Genomic DNA, 21,776 nt, shown 5'->3' with positions numbered 1-21,776 from the left:
GTTTTGTTGGGAGAGGTTTTACCACCCTGCACAACCAGTTAATGACTTACACGAAAAGTCATAAGGTTGTACCACTGGGGGAAAACGATAAAACAGCCGCTATAGTAGCAGTTGTCAGGATGGGCTTAAAGCTGTTAGCAGGAACTAATCGGCAAATATCATCGGCTAAAGCCGGCAAATTTATCCTGCACGTAATATTGTTGTTGGTTATAAATAGCAAAGTAATCATCTGCTGTATGATCAACTGCAGTTTTCATTGAGTAAGCTTTTTCGATGTTTTTGATGATATCAACGGCTTTGGCTGCTTCTCCACTATGCAGGACAATAGCATTCTTAATATCATCAGACAGGTTTAACTGAGCTACAAATTCTGCCGGCGCAATACCAAACAGAATATCTACGCCCGACAGTAAACCCGTTAAGAAAAATTGGCTTTGTTTGGCATTGTCTACATGCCATAAGACAGCTAACTGCTGAGCGGTATAAGCACGACTTAATACCAAACCGGCAGCGGCAGGACTACAACGGTTAAGCACCGAGAACATCAGGATCCATTTCCTGGCTAAGTCTAACCCCAAACGCATAATCAGCTCTTTTACCGAGTTCACTTCTCGGGTTTTACGGTACAGGGGGCTATTAGCAATGCGCAACATGCCCATGACCAGAGCCGGCTCATCATTCAATTGCAACGACAGCTTATTAATGTCCGGCTCATCATGAAACAAATTATTGATTAAATCTGCCATTCTAAGTGCTGCCGGTGAAACTACTTTACCGGTTACCAGCTCAGGACGCGCCATAAAATAGCCCTGAAACAAGGTGAATCCGAGCGCTTTGCACTGCTCAAGTTGCTCAGGCGTTTCTACCCGCTCAGCTAACCATTCAAGCGGGTAATTGCGTAAGCGATGCATCTGCAATTTAATCTCAGCAAAACTGTGCTGCAATACATCTACTTTTATAAAATCGGCCAGAGCAATCAAGGGTTCCCAGTCAGGGATAAATTCAAAATCATCTAAAGCAAAACGAAAGCCCCTGCGCTTAAAAGCCGCCACATGAGCTATAAAATTTGGATCAGGCGTAATTCGCTCAACCAGTTCAATGACAACATTCTCCGCCTCCAGGGGCAAAAAACTGTCTGACAGCAAAAAATCTGAACATACGTTGATGAATACCGGCGCATTGTACTGAGCAATTTGGTCGGAAATACCACCGCACAGGTTATACAATAACTCAGTAGTTGCATGGTTATCCCCCAGCTCAAGCGCCGATATTCCATTGTCACTGCGGTAGAGTAGCTCAACTGCTACGCGGTTATTTTTATTGTCGAATATAGGCTGGGCAGCAAACAAGCTTTGCGTATCCAGCGCACTAACAATTGCGTTATCATTTTCAGATACCATCAAACTCTCCGCTTTGTGGGGCAATACAACGACAAGCATATGCCTCGCCGTTTAACCACCTGCCGGGCAATACAACCTTTCGCTGAAGTATAGGTGCAATAAGGCTATCGTCTAATGCGCATAATGGCCCTGAGGCATAAGGCCCCGCATAAACCAGTTTGCCTTGTGAAAAAATCAGCACAGCAGGTGTTGCAGGAATTGTGAACCCTGCTGAGGCAATCTGGTCAGGGCTAAAAAAATATTGCTCTGCTTGCTCAGACAGCAGCTGTTTATCCAGTTGGCGGATATGCGCCTTCGCACGCGAATTACACACACAACTGTCAGCAAAAACATGCAATACCTGAAAACCTGCAGCAGCTCGTAGTCCAAAAGCTGCCACGTCGATAGCGCTGCTATGCCACACCTTATCAGGGGCGAAAACGCCATAGTGACGCTGTCCCAAATAAAACAGCACTGCCGACGCTACAATGATCCATAGGCTGAACAGTAGCAGCGCTAACTGCAGACGGCTGGTTTTTAAGTTCAAACAACAAACTTCCCGGACTCGGCAGCCAATACCTGTGTAATATCACCCACGCGCCGCGCGCTTTGCACCACCCGCTCGCCCTGAGCATTTTGTTCCGATGTCATGCTGCTGATGTGCTGCGCGCCCTGCGCCACTTCTGCACTGGCTGTACTTTGCTGTCGCAGGGCATCCGCCATTACATCTGCAGAACCGGCAACCTGTCTTGCATGCTGCAGTATTTGCTCCAGCATTATTCCGCTTTGCTCAGCATGCTGACGGGTATCGGCAAGCTGTTCAACACTGCGCTCAACCACCGTTACCGACTCATTGCTGTTCTGTACTAATTGCCCAATCATGATTTTAATTTCATCAGTAGAGCCACGGGTACGCGATGCAAGGGTGCGAACTTCATCGGCAACTACGGCAAAACCACGACCCTGCTCACCAGCACGGGCCGCTTCAATAGCAGCGTTTAGTGCCAACAAATTGGTTTGCTCGGCAATAGACTCAATGACATCCAGCACTTTACGAATATCGGCTGTAGCTTTGGCCACATCGTTAACTTTATCACCGGTTTGCGCAAGCTGCCGTGCCAGCGCCGATACCGAGCTAATAGTCTGACCAACCGACTGCTTGCCGTCGGTGGCAGCTTGCTCAGCCAGCTTTGCCGCATCCAGTACCTGAACTGACAGCTCGGTAACCTCACGGATACTTAGCGACATTTGCTCAGTTGCTGCGGCAATCCTGTCTACCTCAGCCAACTTTTTGATCATGCTGTCAGATAAATCATGGCCATCTTGCAGCAACTGTTTAGCATCTTGTTTCAAGGTGCTACTGGCGCTATCAATGGTTTTTATCGTGTGTTGCAACGAATTCAGCACCGAATTAAAACTGTTAATTACCTGAGATTTAATATCGTCACAACGATGTGTCAGCATAACTTTATTGTCTTTGGTCAGCAGGGAGTCTGTCGCATCAAACAAGGCTTGGCCTACCTGCGCTTCACGCAGACTTTGCCTGGATATAATAATCAGTACCGCCGACTCCACTACGACAAATAAGGCGTGCAACAGGATAATACCAAGTGACAGACTTTCTTCCGGCACCAGATACACGCCGGTGTTTTGCATTTGCAAATACATAAACAGTAAATGGTGCACGGCAATAGTCAGTGCGGCCGCAATAATAACGATGTAATCCCGAAAGGCGATAAGTACGGCCAACAGCACAAAAATAGCAAAGTGCATTTCCAACATACCGCCGGTTTCGTGGATAAATAATGCTGCAAAAAACATAAAACTAATGCCGTAGCTAACCCGCGCCAGCGTATGGTCGCCAAGCATTTTATACAGTAACAATGGGATAACAGCGGTGGGTAAGCCAACTACCAGAGCGGCTAACCAGCTATTAGCTACAAGCGCCAAACCGAGCGCCACGATAAAAAGCAGAATATTTACAGCCAGCATAATCTGATAAGCAGATAACCGGAACCGTGGGGTGGAAGTTGTCATAAAAAGCCTTGAAGTAATGAGGTATATATTAGTAAATTATCAATAAGCATAGTACGTTGTAGCAGTATGATCACGATCAGTGATTTTTCCGCTTTATCAGCCATACTCAAACCACAGCACAACGCGGAGGTTATTATGTGGCAGGCGGTTACAGATCATATCAACAGTGAGTTGGGCGGGCAGTTCCATATTACGCAGAAAACTCAACTTAGCGGCGGCGAAATTAATCTGGCCTGGCATATCAGTAACGCTGAACAGGATTTCTTTGTCAAAATTAATCAACGCGAACAATTTGAGCAGTTTGAAACCGAAGCTTTAAGCCTGCAGGCACTGCGCCAGCACCACTGCATTCGCGTACCGGATGTAGTCTGTGCCGGCCAAACTATTGATAAAGCCTTTTTGGTACTGGAATACTTGCCACTGATTAACGACAACGGTGGCGACTGGCGCCAACTGGCGCAGCAATTAGCCTTACTGCATAAACAACACGACCAGGCAATGTACGGTTTCGACTGGGACAATATGCTTGGCCGCACTGTGCAGCCGAATAAATGGCAAAGTAACTGGAGCAGCTTTTTTTCTGAGCAGCGTATTGGCTGGCTATTACAGTTGCTGCTGGAGCAGGGTTTCGGCTTTGGCAAAATTGATCACCTGGTAGAGCAATGCCGCCAGCGCCTGCAGCATTACCAACCACCGCCCAGCCTGCTGCACGGCGACTTATGGCGTGGTAATGTCGGCTTTATGGCAAGCGGCGCGGCGGTGTTTGATCCCGCCTGTTATTTTGGTGACAGAGAAACCGACATCGCCTACAGCAGCCTGTTTGGCCGCTTTGATGAGAGCTTTTATCAGGCGTACAATGAGTTTTATCCGCTGGATGCCGATTTTGAGCAGCGCAAAGCACTGTACAATCTGTATCATGTGTTAAACCATGCCTATTTGTTTCGCGGTGCTTATCTGGTGCAGGCGCAGGAAATGGTAAAACAGCTGTTTTACTAAACTGCAGCCGGCCACAGCACTAACACCGCCTGTAGTTCAGGAAGAATACCAGATGTCCACTCCCGCCCCTCAACCTGTTGTCCTTATTACCGGCAGCGCCAAACGCCTTGGCCGGCAAATGATAGAAACGCTGCATCAGCAGCAATACCGCGTGATTATTCATTGCAACCGCTCCCGCAGCGAAGCCGACGCTTTGGCACAACAGTTAAACCAGCTTCGGCCACACAGTGCGGCGGTATTGCAGGCCGACTTACTCGATATGGCAGCGCTGCCACAGTTAGCGCAGCAGGCTCTGGCGTGTTTTAACCGGCTGGACGTATTGGTAAACAATGCCTCGGCGTTTTATCCCACCGCAGTTGGCAGCGCAACACCTGCACAATGGCAAGAGCTGTTTGGCAGCAATGTACAGGCGCCCTACTTCTTAAGCCAGGCCTTAGCACCACAGTTGGCAAAAAACCACGGCGCCATTATTAATATGGTAGATATTCACGCCGAAAAGCCGCTGCTGGGCCACAGCATCTACTGTATGGCCAAAGCCGCCTTGTTAATGATGACAAAGTCGCTGGCACGGGAATTAGCGCCTACAATCAGAGTCAATGGTATTGCACCGGGTGCCATTTTGTGGCCCGAGTCGCCGGCAACAGCAACACCGCTGGCGGAGCAGGATAAAGCTCAGATCCTGGCGCAAATACCGTTACAACGGCTGGGAGCCACCACCGATATTGCGCAAACCCTGCTGTTTTTATTACAGGCGCCTTATATCACCGGGCAAATTATTGCCGTAGATGGCGGCCGCAGTTTAGGCGGCAGCAATAAGGCCTGATATTAAGCTACGCCACTTACCGGCGGAGGGAGTATGGACATACTGCACAAAACCATTGAATGCCCGTTTTGCGGCCACCCTATGCATTTAAGCGTAGAGGTTATTGATGAAGACCAGGATTACACCGAGGACTGCAGCAACTGCTGCAATCCTATCCATGTGCGGGTACATAAAGATGAGCTGCACCACAGTGTGCAGCTGTTTATCGACGCCGACGACGAACAGTATTACTAAATAGTCGTCGCAGCAAAACGCTCTGCCATAATACGCTCTACCGTTTGCACTATGGTTTGCGTTTGCTGGTCCAGCTCGATATTTACTGTATCGCCCTGCTGCTTTTGCCCAAGGGTGGTAATAGCCAGTGTTTCCGGGATTAGATACAAACTAAAACCATCGGCATAGGTTTCACCTACCGTTAAGCTGCAGCCTTCTACCGCAATAAAGCCTTTGCTGAGAATATAACGCATATATTCCGGCGCCAGCGTCAGCCGCATCGCACAGTTATTTGTGCTTTTATCCACTGCCGTTATCGTCGCCGTGGTTTGAATATGGCCGGAGACAATATGGCCGCCCAATTCACTGCCAAAGCTTAACGAGCGCTCAAAGTTAACCGCATCAGCCACCTTTAAGCGGCCCAGGTTAGTTTTGCTTAAGGTTTCGGCTATTACATCAAAACGCACCCAACCGGCTTCGCTGTCAAAGTCGGTTACCGTTAAACAGACGCCGTTAACGGCAATACTGGCGCCGCGGCTTAAATTCTGCAGGTGTACAGCGCCAGGCTGCAGGGTCAACTGACGAAATGCCGCTTTATCGGCAACGGCTGTTAACTCAGCCTTAGTTTGAACTATTCCGGTAAACATAAGCCCCCATTTGTGCTACATTGCGCGCCATTACACGCTGCTGATACAACAGACCTGCATATGTTACCTTTTTCCCGCTTTGAAGCCAGAACCATCCTGAAACTTTCCGGCCCCATAGTGCTGGCACAGCTGACACAAACCCTGATGTACTTTGTCGATACCGTCATGGCCGGACGCTACAGTGCGGTTGATATGGCCGCTATAGCCGTCGCCTCCGGTTTATGGTTTCCGGTGGTAATGACCATGCAGGGTTTATTACTGGCGCTCACACCGATAGTGGCGCAGTACTATGGCAGCAAACAAATCAAACCGGTTACCCACTTCACCGTGCAGGCTATGTATTTAGCCATGGCCCTGGCCGCCGCCATGTTTGTGTTGATGCTGTACGTGCATGTACCGATAGATTTGCTGAACATGGATGAAACGCTGCGACAAAAATCGCTCGACTACTTATATTACGTCAGCTTTGGCTTGTTTCCGGCGGCAGGTTACATGGTTGTGCGCAGTATGTTTGAAGGTATCGGCAACACCAAAGCCAGCATGTGGATCAGCTTTGTTGGGATCCTGGTGAATATTCCGGCCAACTATGTGTTTATTTACGGCAAACTGGGCATGCCGGCGCTGGGCGGCGCTGGCTGTGGTATCGCCACTGCGCTGGTGTTTTTTGCTATGTTTATCGCCATTTTAATTTACGGTTGGTTTAGCCGCACCACCAGGCACTACCGGCTGCACCCCGACAGTTATCGCATTAACCTCAAAGATATCTGGCAAATTGTCTGCATCGGCACGCCTATTGCCTTTTCCATCTTCTTTGAAGTTACCCTGTTTGCCTGTATCCCGCTGGCCATAGTGCACCTTGGCCCTATTATGGTGGCCGGCCATCAGATCGCGCAAAACTACAGTGGTATAGTGTTTATGCTGCCACTTAGCCTGGGTATGGCAACCACTATCCGTGTTGGCCATCTGGTGGGCCAGCAAAACATCATGGAGCTGAAAAAAGCCGTGTCGACTGCCATCATACTGGCGGTGCTGATGTCATTGGTGATCGCCAGCCTGACCTTTATCCTCAGAGGCAGCATAGCAGCGCTGTACTCGCCTGACGCTACCGTTATTGCGCTGGCGGCATCCTTGCTTATTCTGGCCTGTTTTTATCAGGTATCTGATGCCATCCAGGTGGTGTCGGCTTGTGCGCTGCGCGGTATGAAAGTGACCAAACCGGTATTTTTTATAACCTTTATTGCTTACTGGCCAATCGGCTTTGGCCTGGGTGCCGTACTGGGATTAACCAACTGGCTGGTACCGGCGATGGGCGCACATGGCTTCTGGATTGGTATTATTGCCGGGCTTAGCGTGGCTGCTGTGCTACTGGCCATTATCTTAAAACGCACGTTAAACAGGTTTGAACATGAAGGTTTGGCTGTTACCTCTGCTGCTGATTAGCCTTATTGCCTGCTCAGACAATAACGGTGGAAAAGCGCTGGATAACTATCAGCAACGACTGGAACGGGTGCTGGACACGGAAGTAGCCAATACGCCACTCCCCGCAGCTGCGCCACTGGCAGAGCCACGCGATTTAAAACACCCGCTGCCGGATCTACGGCTGGACCTTACCGACGCCTACGCCACCCGCCACTGCAGCCTGGATACCTTAATTGGCGAGCGCAACTCCAGCCTGGGTAAAGTGTACAGTGCCAGCAAACAGCTAAGTTATGAGCTGCGCTTTTTAAGCCAGTTGCAACACTGCCTGCAGCAAAGCTGGGACAACAGCGCATTGCTAAACCAGTTACAGCAGGTGTACCAGCAAAAACAACACAGCATTGATATTGCCTTTAATAATATGCTGTTAACCGACGATACGCTGCGCAAAGAACTGCTGGGCATACGCAAAGCGTTGCCGCTGCAAGCTGCGTCCGGCTTTAGCGAAACCTGGCAAGCGTTAACCGAACTTAACCGGTTACAGCAGTATATCGCTGAGCAAAACTGGCAAGCTGCCAGTCAGGTGGATATTGAACAACAACTGCAGCTGCTGTATCGCTATAACTTTGTTGCCAGGCTGCAATACAGTTTACGTGCTGCCAACCATCAGTTGGCGCAACTTAACCGGCTAACCGAAGCCGTGGCGCCCACAACACTGTGCCCACAGCAGCGTGACAGCGAGCAACTGCAAATTCTGGCTAATGTGTTCAGTAAGTATTTTGTCAGCGAAATACAGCTGTACACCAGCGAGTTAAGCCGCTATCAACAACAGCTGTGGCCGTTATTACAACAGCTGTATCAACGCACCGACCTGAACACCCCGCTCACATTGCGTTTTGAACAAACGTACCTGGATATGCGCACAGAGCTAAGCCAGCACGTAAAGTGGTGGCAAGCGCTGAACAACCAATGCCCGGTTAAACTTACTGCACAGCAGTAAGCCGCCGATGCGGCGAAAAATGCACCAAACACACAGTGTTAGCAGAAAAACACTTGCCATTGTCCCACTGGCGCAATAACATAGCCGCCGTTGTCTGCCAAGCGTAGTTTTGGCCAGCAACACAAAGTGTGCGTCCTTAGCTCAGCTGGTTAGAGCACCACCTTGACATGGTGGGGGTCGGTGGTTCGAGTCCACTAGGACGCACCAACAAATTTAAACAAAAACGCCGCTCAGCTTATTAAGCTTGAGCGGCGTTTTTGTTTTATCAATTCAGCCGGCTTTGTCGCCTGACAAGCTGAGTTTTAACTGCCTGCTGTAGGTTCTGCTGACTTTCAGCGATTTACTGTTGATTAAAATAAGGTTGTACTCTGAATTGATTAACGGTTCGAGCTTAGCGACATGTTGCAGGTTAACAATGGTTGATTTGTGAATACGCAAAAAGCCATCGGGCAACACGTCGTTGATCAGGCTTTTTAATCTGGCCCGCATCACAAAGGTATCATCCCGGGTGTGCACACACATATAGTCGCCGGCGGCATCTATCCATAAAATATCGGTATAGGGGATCAATTGCGCCGGGTGGTGCCCGTCCTGAATCACCAGCTTTTCCTGCTCAATCCGATATCCACCGCCGGGCTCAGTCTGACGGGTGGTGTCGCCATTTAGCAAAATGTCGCGTACTTCCAGCATATGCTGTTTGTTGCCCGGGCTATCCAACCTGGATGACACCCGGGCAATGGCTTCCGCCAGACGCTCTTTTTTTACCGGCTTTAGTAAATAATCCAGCGCCCGTACTTCAAACGCCTTAACTGCATATTGATGAAAAGCAGTAACAAAAATAATCGCCGGGCACGATTCCGGCTGTAGCTGTTTAATCAGCTCAAAGCCTGACTTACCGGGCATTTCAATATCAAGGAAAATTAAATCCGGCGCAGTTGCACTTATTAATGTCATGGCTTCGTCAACACTGCGCGCATGCCCGATGATGCTGATCCGGGGAAAGGCGGCAAGCCGGATAGCCAGCCCTTCGATAGCACTGTATTCGTCATCTACCAGTAAGGTTTTCAGCTGCTTCATTCAGTGCTCTCTGAGGCTTCCAGCGGGATTGAAATGTTGATCCAGGCACCACCTTTTTCATCATTGCCCAGCTTAAAACAACTCGATCCGGGGTAGATCAGTTGTAGTCTTTCCTGGCAATTTTTCATGCCAATGCCACGCGAGGCCGGCTCTGTCAGGTTAAAACCAGTACCGCTATCACTAACACAAATATGTAACCGGCTGTCATCACAGCTAAAATTAACGACAATAGCAATATTATTCTTGTTGCCAATACCGTGTTTCAAGGCATTTTCAACCAGCGGCTGCAGCAATAGCGATGGCATCAGCGCAGAATTGCAGCCTTTGTCTGCACTGATCTGTACATTAAGTTCACTTTGAAAGCGGCACTGTTCAATATCTATATAGGTTTGTAACAGCGCGATCTCTTCCTGCACCGTTATCTTTGCCAGCGGATCGGTATATAAGCTGTAACGCAGGAAATCACAGAGTTTTTCCAGCATAGTTACTGCATTGGCGTTGTGCTGCTTCAAAATCAGCGTGCAGATAGCATTGATACTGTTAAACATAAAATGCGGATTCAGCTGATAGCGCAACATTTTAAGCTGTGACTCTTTTGCCAGATGCAGCGCTTCAGCCGCTTTATGCTTTTGCTCGGCATTATCCAGATAGATTTTTATACCATAGTAACCTGCGGTCCAGGTTGCCAGCATGGTTAACGACGCCGATGTCCAGGTGCCAAAGTCGAACCAGGTCATCTGTTGCCACCAGCTACCATAAAACCACTGCAAGCTATGCCATTTAAACTGGGTCCATAGCAGTGACGCCGCCAGTAAACAGATAATATGCAAGCAAATGCTTACACCGGCCGGTTCCTGCCTGAACCAGGCATATAACCTCCTTAGCAGCAGAGTAATAAAAAAACCGCAGCAGGTATCCAGCAAAAGATGAGGCAGATGAATGGCCCAGGGTTCCTGGCCGGGCATTTTAATCATCAGTTCGGTAAGCACAGCGTAGGCTACCCAACCACAATATTGGCATAACCAAAACAGCTGTGTTTTTGATTCTAACTTTATCAATTTACTTTCACTTTACTATCACTTCACTGCCTTAGGCTTAGCGCTGAATATCTTGCCTGACCTGTTATTACCCGGCACGATATCACTGTATTTACGGCGCGCAGTCAAGTAGCTGTGTGGTTTGCGCCACACTGTTAACCAGCGCAATATCTGCCAGCGCCAGACTAAACGGCTGTGTTGTGCCTAGCCGCAGGGCATCTTCTGCTACTTGTGGTGCCTTTGTGCCCTCGCAGTGTAGCGGTAAAGCGATAGTACGCCATTGCCCACGTTCAAGACCAGTTAACAGCGGCAGCAGCGATTCTGAGCGCAGGCATGAGGACTGCTGACACATCAGCTCAATTTTTACCTCTGCAGAGGGTGCTTGATCAAGGCGGATACTCATCTGCATAAATTTACTGTCGCCAAGCGTAGTTAATGGCTGCGCTGCAGTGTATCTCAGGCTGGCAGTGGCACTTGCACTGGCCCCAGCAGTTTGCCAGACAAACTTACGACCATCTTCCTGATAGGCTAAATTAACGGACTGCATAGACAAACTTTTACCATCGCCACTCACCGCTGACGACGCATTAACCGTTTTTTGCCCTGTTGTGTTGTCAGATAATGCCCAGCTCAGGCCGTCGGCCAGATTTCTGACAAACAACGGCTGCTGTTCGCCGCGGCGTTGTTTTGCTGCTGCGCGGGTCACTTCTGAAAGTTGCGCCAGCCTGATGTTGTCGGCATAGTTAAGGCCGTAGCCATAAGCAAACAACGGTTCATACTGCGCGTCTTTGACATTTAACCGGTACTGATCATCGAATTTGGGCCAGGAAAAGCTAAGCTTACCGCTAAAGTCGTACTGTATATTGCCCTTGCTATCTCTCAGCAGCACATCAGCAATACCCTGCCCTTCAGAGCCCGGCAACCAGGCCGCGACAAAGGCATCAGAAGCATTAAGCTCTTTATTTACCCACAACGGCCGGCCGCTTAAAAACACTGTTACCACAGGAATATGCTGCTTTTTTAACCGTTGCAGCAGCGCCAAATCGCGCTTATTGCCGTGCTGATATTCCAGCAGCTGAATATCGCCAAACCATTCTGCATAAGGCTCTTCGCCAATCACCACAATAGCGACATCCGGCTTGCGGCTGTATTGCCCATCAACACTGAGTTCTACCGTACCGCCGGCGGCTTCAATTTGCTGACGTAAACCGGCATACACTGACGTAGCATTAGGAAAATCGGCATTGGTGTTATCGGTGCCCTGCCAGGACACGCTCCAGCCACCGGCCTGTTTAGCAATATTGTTTGCACCGTCACCGGCTATCAGTACCCGGCTTTTGGGCGACACCGGCAGAATATTATTGTTGTTTTTCAGCAATACCAGCGATTTTCTTACCGCTTCTCTGGCCAACTCACGGTGTTCGGGCGCATTAAACCACTCTGGCCTTAAAGATTCCGGCCGGGTTGAAGGTTTACCACGCTTAAATACGCCCCAGCGTATTTTGGCGCGCAAGAACCGCCGACCTGCATCATCAAGCCTTGCCGTTGTAATAACACCATCTTTTACCTGCTGCACGGTATTGTGATAAAAGGCTTCAAAGTGCTCCGGCACCATCATCACATCCACACCGGCATTAAAGGCCGCGGCGCATTGCTCTAAATCGCAGCCATCAACAAATTTATGCGCGTTCCAGTCGCTGATGACAAAGCCGTCAAAGCCCATTTGCTGTTTCAGTACTTCGGTCAGCAGGTAGTGATCACCATGCACCCGCTTGCCGTTCCAGCTGTTAAAGGATGCCATCACGGACTGCACGCCGGCGCTGATAGCGGTGTAGTAACCGGCGGCATGAATATCACGCAGGCTTTGCTCGTCGGCCAGGGTATCGCCACGGTCAAGGCCGTTTTCGGTGCCGCCATCGCCGATAAAGTGCTTGGCGGTGGCAATACGGTGGTAAAAACTGAGAAAATCAGCGCCAATTTCCCCTTGCACCCCGGTTACCATGGGCCCGGCATAGGCGGCAACCACAGCAGGATCTTCGGCATAACTCTCATAGGTACGGCCCCAGCGATCATCTCTTACCACAGCGACGGTGGGGGCAAACATCCACTCGATACCGGTTGCCGCCACTTCTTTAGCGGTAGCCCGGCCAATGCGGTGGATTAAATCAGCATCTCTGGCGGCTCCCAGGCCGATATTGTGCGGAAACAGCGTGGCGCCAAACACATTGCTGTGACCATGCATAGCATCGGTGCCCCAGATGGTGGGAATGCTGCTGCCATCCTCACTGCTATCAACCGAAGCGGCATACATTTCATCGGCATACTTTAGCCAGGTTTTGGCATCGGCCTGCTTCTGGCCGTAAGGCGCCGTGTTGCCACCATTAAGATAAGAGCCAAAGCCATATTTGCGCATTTGGGCGACACTCAGATAACCAATTTCCGGCTGGACAATTTGCGCCACCTTCTGCTCTATGCTCATATTTGCCAGCAAGGCATCCAGCTGTTGCTCTGTCGCCGGGTCGGTTTTTAACGCCGTGTCGGCCTTTGGCCAGCTAACCCTAACTGTATCTGCGGCTGCATCTGCGGCCAGGCCGCTTAGCGGAAACAGCAGCGAGCCTAACAAAAAGGTGTTGCGAAGCGCTGCATCTGAGAGTGAAAACATAACGGGTTCCTTCGTCTGCCCAGACCACGCAATAAAATTGCCACGGCAGACACTTGCTGTTTAATAGGGAATATATTCAATGAAGTCGTAATAGGCCCAGGCGTTGCCGCCAAAGTACTGGCCCGGAAAATAAAAGCCGTCTTGCGAGTTGTCGCCATGCCAATGGTTAAGCATAATTTTGCTGTTATCTACCGGCCAGGCATAGGCAGGTATTTCATCAGAGGCCAGATAACCATCGCCATTATCTTTATAAACCGTTCGGATAGTTTGCTCATTACCCGTTGCATCAAATACATACCAGCGAATTTGGTTTGCACTCCAGTCAAAGCCTATAGTCAACAGGCTTTGCTGAATATTCAGCCCATACTGGCCAAGATCAATATCCAGCTCCCAGCTTTGATAAGTACCGCCTTGTGGCTGATAAATCACGTTGGTGTGCACCACATTGCCAAGCGAGGGTAGAAACTCAATATCAATCTCCTGCCAGGCACGGCCTGGCGCATCCCACCAGGAGGTATAGGTAAAAATAGACGCGACAGTACCGGGGGTATTACCGGTTTTCAGCGCGCCCTGCACTTTACCGTAACCGTAACTGCTGCGGCTTTGTAGCTCTGAGCAACTGCCCTGGCTTAATGCCAGCGTAATGCCGTGCGAGCTGGGTGAAACCATGCCTGGGGTAAAGGTACAACCAAAAGGCGAGCCATTGCCGCCACTTCTGGCTGACCATAAACTGCTGTTAAAGCCCCAGCTAAAATCATCTTTAAAATACTCTGCCTGCACAGTAGTAGTACTGCAAAGGCAGGTTACCGCAAATATCACGGGCTTAAAGTTGCTGTTCATCATAATGTCCTGTCGGTACACAAGATATTGCGCCCAAGCCACACAACAGACTGGTTTGGGCACATCGTTAGCGGCTGCTTAGCTTAGAAATTAAAACCTGCTCTGATGCCGTAGTAACGTGGCATGCCGAAACTGCCTTTATTGATACCTTTGCTGGTGTTATTCCAGTACTGCACCATTTCATCGGTGGCATTATTAACAAATACTTCGGCATACCAGGCCTGGCTTTGCGGTTCATATTTTAATGACGCATTAACCATGGTGTAGGCGTCACGTTTATCGGTAATGTACTGCGCCGCTTCATCGCTTACCGCAAAGTCCATGTCATCCAGATGCTTATCCAGGTTCCAGATGGTGGTGTAGGATTTATCTTTCCAGCTCAGATTAAACCAGCTGTGCACATAGCCGAAACGGCCTAAATCAAAGCTGTGGGTATAGCTGACATTGGCAGTAAAGCGTGGCGTCATCGCCAGATCATTGCCTTTAAGATTGGTGGTCAGCAGGGTATTTTCCGGATCGATTGATTCTTCATACGACAAGCCAAACAAATACTCCGGGTCGTAATCCCATTTGGTGAGCCAATCTTCGCTGACACGGGCCTGAGTCCAGGTGGCATAGCCGCTGATACGGCCGTTTTGATAAGGTTTCCAGTCAAATTCAAACTCAATGCCCTTAATGGTTGAGCCAGGCACGTTTTGCGTATAGTAGGCAATCACCGGCTGGTTCTGGTAATCCAGTACCGGCATACCGCTTTCATCCAGAATAGGCGTGCCGTTTTCGTCTTCAACCGGCGATAAACGCTCGACATTACCGATGGAGCCAACAGAGGCATACTGCATATCGGTATAGTCGGTGTAGAAAAATGCCGCTTGCAGATTCAGCGAGTTATTCAGGAAACTTGATTTAGCGCCCAGCTCCAGCGTCAGCACTTTTTCCGGGTCAAACCGGGTTTCAAACCGGCTTACCTCACCGGTTCTGTCGTTCACCACTTCAAATACATCACCGATACCGCCGGCCTTAAAGCCTGATGCCAGATAGCTGTACAACATGGTGTCCTGGCTCAGGTTATAATCCAGACCAATTCTGAAGTCGTGATTACGCCACTGGCCTTTATTGTCGTTTTCAAAATATGAGGCATATAGTGCCGGATCATTAAAATAATCCACCGGTAACTCGTTCAGCACGCTGCGGTTTAACCAGCCGGGCGCGCAGCCATCGGCATTCGAGCAGCGATAAGTGCGGCCACCTTTGTCTTGCTTGGTCTCGTGGCTGTAGCGGTAGCCAAAGGTGGCATGCAAGTCAGCCGTAATATTGTACGTTGCCTGGCCAAACAGCGCATAGGCTTCGGTTGAGCGGTCCGGCTGATCCCAAAAGGCTTTGTCATCCATCGGGTTGTCGTAATAGCCCAGGGTTGTGGTTTTTTCGTGGAAGTAATTCACGCCGGCTATCCAGACCAGATCGCCAAATTCGTCAGACTGCAGCTGAATTTCTGTCGAATAGGATGTCGCACCGGTACCTTTAAGGAAAAAGATAGCGCCATCCCAGGGGTCCAAGCCTGTCTCGCTGTCCTGGGCAGACGATCTGTCCATGTCCTCATAGCCCAACTGCCATACCAGGCTTAATTCATCATTAATACTGTAGTTCAGGGTGTTGCGCAGATAAGTAATATCCAGCTTCAGTTCACCAGGTACGTTAACCACCGCCTGATAGGTATTATCGCTTGGTAAAAATGACGAGCAATCACCGCCATATTCGTCAGGTCTGCCACGTAGCTGATCGCAGTTAACTAAGTCCAGTGTGCCGGCACTGTTGTTCACATATTGCTGAAACACGGTATGGTTGCTAAACAGCCCGTGTGCCGGTTGCCACAGCGTGCTGATGCGAAACGAGTGTTCGTTAGCATTATTATAAAAATCGGCTTTATCGGCTGGCGTAAGCGCCCGCACCCGCTGCGCTTCAGGGTCAGTACCGGCACCGTCTATCCACCAGTTTTCCCGCTGTGTCACGGTAGCGCCAATGCCCTGGTAAGAGTCTTCAGAAATCACCGGCGCGTTCAGTACGTCTTCGCTGAGGCGACGTGTATCGTACTGGTTTGGGTCCCAATAGCCTTCGAGGTAAGAGTCGCGTTTTAGCCCTTTTGCCGCAATACGCACAGCAAACTCATCGCTTAGCGGAATATTGATAAAACCGCCGAGATTTTTGCTGTTAAATCTGCCGGCTTCAGCATTAATATTGCCGGCAAAACCGGTAAAGTCGGGCTTGGCTGAAATAACGTTGATACTGCCAACGGTGGAGTTACGGCCAAACAGCGTGCCCTGGGGCCCTCGCAGTGCCTCTACCCGCTCAACATCGTACATCAGTGCCAAAGCACCCTGCATCCGCGGCGAGTAAATGCCATCTAAATGCACACCAACAGCAGGATCACCCAGCTCAGTAATGTTGGTAGAGCGCACACCGCGCATAGAAATCACCGGCGCCGCCTGATCGGTCGCGGTTGAAATATCCAGCCCCGGCACTAAGTCGGCGATATCTTTTACGTTATTAACCCCGCTTTGCCGCAGCTGCGCTTCACTTAGCGCGGATATGGCAACAGGCGTTTCCATTAGGCGGGTTTTACGCTTGGTGGCAGTAACCGAAATCACTTCAATGGCGGTGTCATTTTTTGCTGATGCTTGTTCAGCTGCATCATTCGAAGCCTGCTCAGTTTGCTGTGCAACCAGCGGCAATGAAAAAGCCATTACAATGGCCATGGTTATAGTGTTAAGCTTTAGCATGTCTTATCCTCCCCGGATGTACTTAGTTTTTTGCAGGCACAACTACCCTGCTGTTGTTATTTTTTAAGCACTTTAGTCGGGGTATCTAAGCGAAGGCTATATCATTTCGGTAAAGCGAACTGCTGATAATACAAGCCGATATTTCTGCTATAAAAGGGTGTGGCTTTAGTCCGCCGGGACACAGCAACAAATTCAAACAAAAACGCCACTCAACTGTAATCGCTGAGCGGCGTTTTTTGTTTTTCCGGTTTGATATTGTGTTGCCCGCTACTGTTTGTAATGTTACTGCAATCTGCCTTTCTTACACTTAGCGCACTTTGAGGTAAGACAGTAAAGTACAGTGAAAACAACTCATTCGCCGCAACATCCTGCAACAGACCCGTTATTTATTCAGTTAGAGCAGCTTTGCCGCTCTGACTTTGACATTCAGATTTCTGCTGAAAAAATGCGCGATGATGCAGCGTACCGCCAGTTGGTATTGCAGGAACTTGGCCAGTTGCAAGACGCAAAGCTTAGCGCACTGCTGCAGGCTATCCATTCTGCTTTAGCCGCAGCGGCGCTGCCGGCAACACAGCACTCTACCCTGGCCGTAAACAGCCGTTGGTTTATTCCGGTCGGGCTGGTTGCGCTGCTGGCTATTGCTGCCGGTTGGTGGTTTTACAGCTCTCCGGTTAACAGTGCGGCTGCCAAGCCTACTGCTGCGGCAATAGCAACAGCAGCGCCGGCTGCAGCCGCACCAGCACCTACACCGGCACCCACTCATGCAGCAGAGATGCTGATGCGGCTGCATGGTTCTAACACTGTGGGTGAAAAGCTGGCCCCGGCCCTGTTAGAGGCGTTTTTTACCTCACAACAGGCTACGCAGTTAGCCTGGCAGCAACAAGGCTCTGCCGTAGAGAATATGCTTAATCTAACCCAGGCCGAAAAGCCGGCTACAGTGCAACTGCATGCCCATGGCTCCAGCACTGCCTTTAAAGATTTGGCCAGCGGCAAAGCCGATGTGGGTATGTCATCAAGGCGCATCACTGCCGATGAAGTGCGTAAGCTGCAACCGGCGCTGGGCGACTTAAGTAAAATTGGCAATGAACACATTGTTGCTATGGATGGCTTGGCCATTATTGTTAACCAAAACAATCCGTTAAAAGCTATTTCTACCGAAACCCTGGCGAAAATATTCGCCGGTGAAATAAACCGCTGGTCGCAACTTGGCGGCGCCGACCAGCCCATTATCGTGCTGGCGCGGGATGATCAGTCCGGTACCTACGATACGTTCAAAACCCTGGTGCTGCAAAAGCACGGTAAAACCTTAAGCGACCAGGCACAGCGCTTTGAATCCAGTTCTGAATTGTCGGTCAGCGTGGCGCAAGATGAAACCGCTATCGGCTTTATCGGGCTAAATTATATTTCTTACAACAAAGCGTTGGCTATTTCCGAAGGCGCAGACAGTATGCCCATCTACCCAACCCGCTTTACCGTAAGCACAGAAGACTATGCCTTGTCGCGCCGGTTATATTTGTACACGCCCACGGCGGCGTCGCAACTGGCGAAAGACTTTGCGCAATTTGCTATCTCAGAGCAAGGCCAGCAACTGGTTGAGCAAACCGGCCTGATTTCGCAAAACATCCGTGTTGAGCAAGTGTTTCCGGCCGATGGTGCCCCGGCAAGCTACAACAACTATGCCCGTCAGGGCCAGCGCTTATCACTGAATTTCCGTTTTAACTACGGCGAAAATGAGCTGGACAACAAAGGTAAGCGCGATTTGGAGCGCTTGATCCGCTATATGGAAAACAACCGCGGCCGCCGGTTGGTGCTGATGGGGTTTTCTGACGCTGTAGGCGCTATAGCCAAAAATGCGGAGCTGGCCCTGCGCCGCGCTAAAGCAGTAGAGCGTGAACTGAACGCCAGAGGTATAGCCGTTGTGGCAGTTGAAAGCTACGGCGAACTGTTGCCGGTGGCAAATAATGACACGGACGCCGGGCGTGAACGCAACCGCCGGGTAGAAGTTTGGGTGCTGTAAACACCCGCACTACAGGAGAGCAAGCCATGTACCGCATATTGTCTGACACCGACAATCTGAAGCAGGTGTTCAGTGCATTCAGCACCACCGAAGCACTGCTGGTAAAGCACAATATTCAATGGGTGTTTCAGCAGCTGAATGTGCCCTCGCCGGCACTGCTGGCGCAGATGCGCGCTGAAGGCCTGTCGCTCAGTGCCTTTGAGCCGGCGCACAACAGTGACACTGAATTGCAATACAGTTCAGATACTGTGCTGCGCGCCCATTTGACAACCATGTTTCTGGCAGAAAAACAGCTGCATGCCGCTATGTCTATGCTGACCTTGTCACAGCAGGTTGAAGTACGGGATTTGCTCAATCTGCTTAGTGAACATTTGCGCCTGCCCTCAGACACGCTGCTGCAACGTATGGCCGATGAGGGCCTTACGCTGGAGAAACTCGGCGTGGCCGGCAAACCGCTGGATAAACTGGCACAAATCAGAGAGAAACTGAAAGCAGCAGGCGATAACAACCCGGCCAAATCTGTCGAAGACGTAAAACGCCGCCTGGCTATACTGCACGGCGACGTGGCTAAAGCTGAGCAAAATGAAACCAGCGCGGCGGGGAACATTATTCACCTGACAGCAAAGCAAGAGCGGTTGTCAGGCAGCCGCTAACGAGTTGGTTATGCACAGGGTTCATAGCACAGGCTGTTAAACCACCTTTGAGTACCGCTGCCGGCCCTGGCTTAAATAGGCATCAAAGCAGGCACAGATGCTGCGCACCCAAAGCCGGCCGGCGTCGGTTACTTTGATGCGTTCAGCGTATACCTCAACCAAACCATCTTCCATAAACGGCTGCAAGCGCTTTAACGCTTCAGCAAAATATTGCCAGAAGCCGGCTAAGCGCCACTGTCGGCTAAAGGCTTCAACATCCAGCTCAAAGTGGCAGATCAACTGGCTTATCAGTGCCGCCCGTAGTTTGTCATCGGTATTTAAGCTAAAACCGCGTTCAACCGGTAATTGCCCGGCGTGAATAGCGCGGTAGTAATCCGGTAAATCTTTGCTATTTTGCCACAACACACCACTTACCTGGCTGATGGCGGAAACCCCCAGCGCAATTAAGGCATCCTGGCCTGCTGTGGTATAGCCCTGAAAATTGCGCTGCAGCTTACCGGCTTGCTGTGCTTTGGCTAAAGCGTCATCCGCTTTGGCAAAATGGTCCATACCAATAAACTGATAACCTGCGCCGACAAAGCGGTTAATCGCCAGTTGCATCAGTTCAAGCTTTAACGGCGCATCCGGCAGGCTGCTATCGCTTATTTTACGCTGCGCAGCAAAGCGCTCCGGCAAATGCGCATAGCTAAATAGTGAGATCCGATCCGGGTTCAGGCGGATAATCTCAGCTACCGTTTCGGCAAAGCTGGCCGCTTGCTGATATGGCAGGCCGTAAATAAGGTCCAGATTAATTGAGCGATAACCCAGCTCGCGGCTAAGCGCCACCTGATGGCGGATAAGCTCCGTATCCTGCACGCGGTTAATGGCAATTTGCACTTTTTCGTCTAAATCCTGCACGCCAAAGCTGACGCGGTTAAAGCCAAGGCTACGCAGATGACGCAGCTTGTCATCGCTGCAGCTGCGTGGGTCAATTTCAATGCTGATTTCGGCATCAGGGTTAATGCTAAAGTATTTATGCAACAGCGCCATTAAGCGGCTAAGTTGTACTTCGGTCAGAAAAGTGGGGGTACCGCCGCCCAAATGCAGCTGATTAATACGTTTACTGTCCAGCAGCGGCGCGTACAGCGCCATCTCCTGCGCTAACGCATCAAGGTAAATATCGGCCTTATGCTGATGCCGTGTCACCACCTTATTGCAACCACAGTAGTAGCACAGCTTATGGCAAAACGGGATATGTAAATAAAGACTAAGCGTGTCGCTGCTTTGGCTTATTGCAGCGGGGATCAGGCTGTGGTCAAAACCGGTAGTCAGTGCCAGTGCGGTGGGGTAAGAGGTATAACGCGGGCCGTTAATATTGTACTTGGCAATTAACTCTGGGTCCCACTGCAGCTTGTGTGTATCCGGCGCCATCTTTACCTCTGTAATTCCGCGTAGCTAAGGTTGCGAAGCGCTAGTATAGAGCCGGTTTACCATGTTAACTTTGATCTGCCGCAGGCGACAGGCCGGTTTAAAATTATTCGCGGACAGTGCATTAAGCAAACTTCTGAAAAGTGATGGCAGAATATACTGCGCTATTTTAGCGGGATAGCAGACAGCAAATGAGCACGGAATATCTCTGGCTGTATCGTCATCTTTGCCAACGCCTTTTAAGTTACATAAGCGACAAAATCGGTTACACCAACGTCATGGCCAAGCTGGTGCAATAGCGTGGTTAGCTGGCCGCGGTGATGGGTTTGGTGATTAAACATATGCGCTAAGGCCACCCAAGTGGGATGTTCGCGTAACTGGCCCTGCGAATTGCTGTATTTCATTGTGCTGGCCAGCTGTGCATCCGTTAACTCATCAGCAAACTGCGTTATTACCTCGTCGGTCGCCAGCCTTTGCGTGCTAAGCTCAGTAAAGTCGGCATACAGCTCATCGCGTAGCGAACCGAACTGCTGCACCAGGTCGGCTTGCTGCAGGGACGCCATGGCAGAAAAGGCGTTGGCAAAGCGGCCAAGCCAAATGCGATCGGCCAGCAGAATATGATTAAGCGTGCCGTGGACAGAGCCAAAAAACGCGCCAAGATCTTTTTTGCGCTCGTTATCGCTTAAACCCGCCGCCAGCTTAAACAACCTGGCATTAAACTCACGGTTATATTTGGCAAAGCCCCGCATTTGCGCCTGATGTGCTCCCATTATTGCATCCTCTTACCGCATTACTTCG

General features: G+C 50.2%; 18 protein-coding genes and 1 tRNA gene. 8 read left to right on the top strand and 11 right to left on the bottom strand.

What is annotated here, in order from left to right; translation table 11 throughout:
- Positions 1-158: 158 nt before the first annotated feature.
- The 3 genes from Q8O77_RS13560 to Q8O77_RS13550 are packed head-to-tail and all read right to left on the bottom strand — an operon-like array spanning position 159 to position 3,416.
- The gene (locus tag Q8O77_RS13560) at positions 159-1,400 is read right to left on the bottom strand and encodes an EAL and HDOD domain-containing protein (protein ID WP_305554054.1); all 1,242 of its coding nucleotides are present in this window, start codon (positions 1,398-1,400) and stop codon (positions 159-161) included.
- The gene (locus tag Q8O77_RS13555) at positions 1,390-1,926 is read right to left on the bottom strand and encodes a DUF6436 domain-containing protein (protein ID WP_305554051.1); all 537 of its coding nucleotides are present in this window, start codon (positions 1,924-1,926) and stop codon (positions 1,390-1,392) included. Before Q8O77_RS13555 ends, Q8O77_RS13560 begins: the two co-directional genes overlap by 11 nt.
- Complete coding sequence (locus Q8O77_RS13550; RefSeq protein WP_305554047.1) at positions 1,923-3,416, bottom strand: methyl-accepting chemotaxis protein; 1,494 nt, start codon at positions 3,414-3,416, stop codon at positions 1,923-1,925. The genes Q8O77_RS13555 and Q8O77_RS13550 overlap by 4 nt, the downstream gene beginning before the upstream one ends.
- A 135-nt stretch (positions 3,417-3,551) precedes the next feature.
- Here Q8O77_RS13550 and Q8O77_RS13545 point away from each other — a divergent pair, with 135 nt between their 5' ends.
- The 3 genes from Q8O77_RS13545 to Q8O77_RS13535 are packed head-to-tail and all read left to right on the top strand — an operon-like array spanning position 3,552 to position 5,469.
- Positions 3,552-4,412, top strand: coding sequence for a fructosamine kinase family protein (locus Q8O77_RS13545; protein ID WP_305554044.1), 861 nt, complete (start codon positions 3,552-3,554; stop codon positions 4,410-4,412).
- Between the two features lie 52 nt (positions 4,413-4,464).
- Positions 4,465-5,235, top strand: coding sequence for a pteridine reductase (locus Q8O77_RS13540; RefSeq protein WP_305554041.1), 771 nt, complete (start codon positions 4,465-4,467; stop codon positions 5,233-5,235).
- Between the two features lie 33 nt (positions 5,236-5,268).
- Positions 5,269-5,469: a CPXCG motif-containing cysteine-rich protein gene (locus tag Q8O77_RS13535; RefSeq protein ID WP_305554038.1), complete on the top strand. Its 201-nt coding sequence runs from the start codon at positions 5,269-5,271 to the stop codon at positions 5,467-5,469.
- Here Q8O77_RS13535 and Q8O77_RS13530 read toward each other — a convergent pair.
- Positions 5,466-6,095 carry a riboflavin synthase subunit alpha gene (locus Q8O77_RS13530; RefSeq protein WP_305554035.1) on the bottom strand — a complete coding sequence of 210 codons (630 nt, stop codon included), beginning with the start codon at positions 6,093-6,095 and terminating at the stop codon, positions 5,466-5,468. The genes Q8O77_RS13535 and Q8O77_RS13530 overlap by 4 nt on opposite strands.
- Before the next feature lie 60 nt (positions 6,096-6,155).
- On the opposite strand from Q8O77_RS13530, the gene Q8O77_RS13525 reads away from it, so the two are divergent.
- The 3 genes from Q8O77_RS13525 to Q8O77_RS13515 all read left to right on the top strand — a co-directional run bounded on the left by Q8O77_RS13525 (position 6,156) and on the right by Q8O77_RS13515 (position 8,718).
- On the top strand, positions 6,156-7,535 hold the full coding sequence (locus Q8O77_RS13525) for an MATE family efflux transporter (protein ID WP_305554032.1): 1,380 nt from the start codon (positions 6,156-6,158) through the stop codon (positions 7,533-7,535).
- Positions 7,501-8,511, top strand: coding sequence for a DUF3080 family protein (locus Q8O77_RS13520; protein WP_305554029.1), 1,011 nt, complete (start codon positions 7,501-7,503; stop codon positions 8,509-8,511). Before Q8O77_RS13525 ends, Q8O77_RS13520 begins: the two co-directional genes overlap by 35 nt.
- Positions 8,512-8,641: 130 nt before the next feature.
- Positions 8,642-8,718, top strand: a tRNA-Val gene (locus Q8O77_RS13515).
- Between the two features lie 63 nt (positions 8,719-8,781).
- Here the strand turns inward: Q8O77_RS13515 and Q8O77_RS13510 are convergent.
- From Q8O77_RS13510 to Q8O77_RS13490, 5 genes are all read right to left on the bottom strand, one after another.
- Entirely contained in the window at positions 8,782-9,588 is an 807-nt protein-coding gene (locus tag Q8O77_RS13510) for a LytTR family DNA-binding domain-containing protein (RefSeq protein ID WP_305554026.1), read from the bottom strand.
- Positions 9,585-10,646, bottom strand: a complete 1,062-nt coding sequence (locus Q8O77_RS13505) for a sensor histidine kinase (protein WP_305554023.1) — start codon at positions 10,644-10,646, stop codon at positions 9,585-9,587. Before Q8O77_RS13505 ends, Q8O77_RS13510 begins: the two co-directional genes overlap by 4 nt.
- Positions 10,647-10,737: 91 nt before the next feature.
- A complete protein-coding gene (locus Q8O77_RS13500) occupies positions 10,738-13,287 on the bottom strand; it encodes a glycoside hydrolase family 3 protein (RefSeq protein ID WP_305554020.1) in 2,550 nt (849 codons plus the stop codon).
- A 60-nt stretch (positions 13,288-13,347) separates the two neighbouring features.
- Positions 13,348-14,130 carry a family 16 glycosylhydrolase gene (locus Q8O77_RS13495; RefSeq protein ID WP_305554018.1) on the bottom strand — a complete coding sequence of 261 codons (783 nt, stop codon included), beginning with the start codon at positions 14,128-14,130 and terminating at the stop codon, positions 13,348-13,350.
- Positions 14,131-14,210: 80 nt separating this feature from the next.
- Positions 14,211-16,901 (bottom strand): TonB-dependent receptor, encoded by a 2,691-nt coding sequence (locus tag Q8O77_RS13490; protein WP_305554015.1) that lies wholly within the window; start codon positions 16,899-16,901, stop codon positions 14,211-14,213.
- 340 nt (positions 16,902-17,241) lie between these two features.
- Here Q8O77_RS13490 and Q8O77_RS13485 point away from each other — a divergent pair, with 340 nt between their 5' ends.
- Positions 17,242-18,918, top strand: coding sequence for a phosphate ABC transporter substrate-binding/OmpA family protein (locus Q8O77_RS13485; protein ID WP_305554012.1), 1,677 nt, complete (start codon positions 17,242-17,244; stop codon positions 18,916-18,918).
- 26 nt (positions 18,919-18,944) lie between these two features.
- A complete protein-coding gene (locus Q8O77_RS13480; RefSeq protein WP_305554009.1) occupies positions 18,945-19,571 on the top strand; it encodes a hypothetical protein in 627 nt (208 codons plus the stop codon).
- 36 nt (positions 19,572-19,607) lie between these two features.
- On the opposite strand, the gene hemN is transcribed toward Q8O77_RS13480, so the two are convergent.
- Together hemN and Q8O77_RS13470 are read right to left on the bottom strand one after the other, a co-directional pair.
- Complete coding sequence (gene hemN / locus Q8O77_RS13475; protein WP_305554006.1) at positions 19,608-20,981, bottom strand: oxygen-independent coproporphyrinogen III oxidase; 1,374 nt, start codon at positions 20,979-20,981, stop codon at positions 19,608-19,610.
- A gap of 236 nt (positions 20,982-21,217) precedes the next feature.
- The gene (locus tag Q8O77_RS13470; protein WP_305554002.1) at positions 21,218-21,748 is read right to left on the bottom strand and encodes a DinB family protein; all 531 of its coding nucleotides are present in this window, start codon (positions 21,746-21,748) and stop codon (positions 21,218-21,220) included.
- Positions 21,749-21,776: the final 28 nt, after the last annotated feature.

It is taken from the genome of Rheinheimera sp., assembly GCF_030690345.1.
GTDB lineage: Bacteria > Pseudomonadota > Gammaproteobacteria > Enterobacterales > Alteromonadaceae > Alishewanella.
Note: the sequence above shows the minus strand (reverse complement) of the source record. Positions and strands in the feature narration are given on the sequence as shown.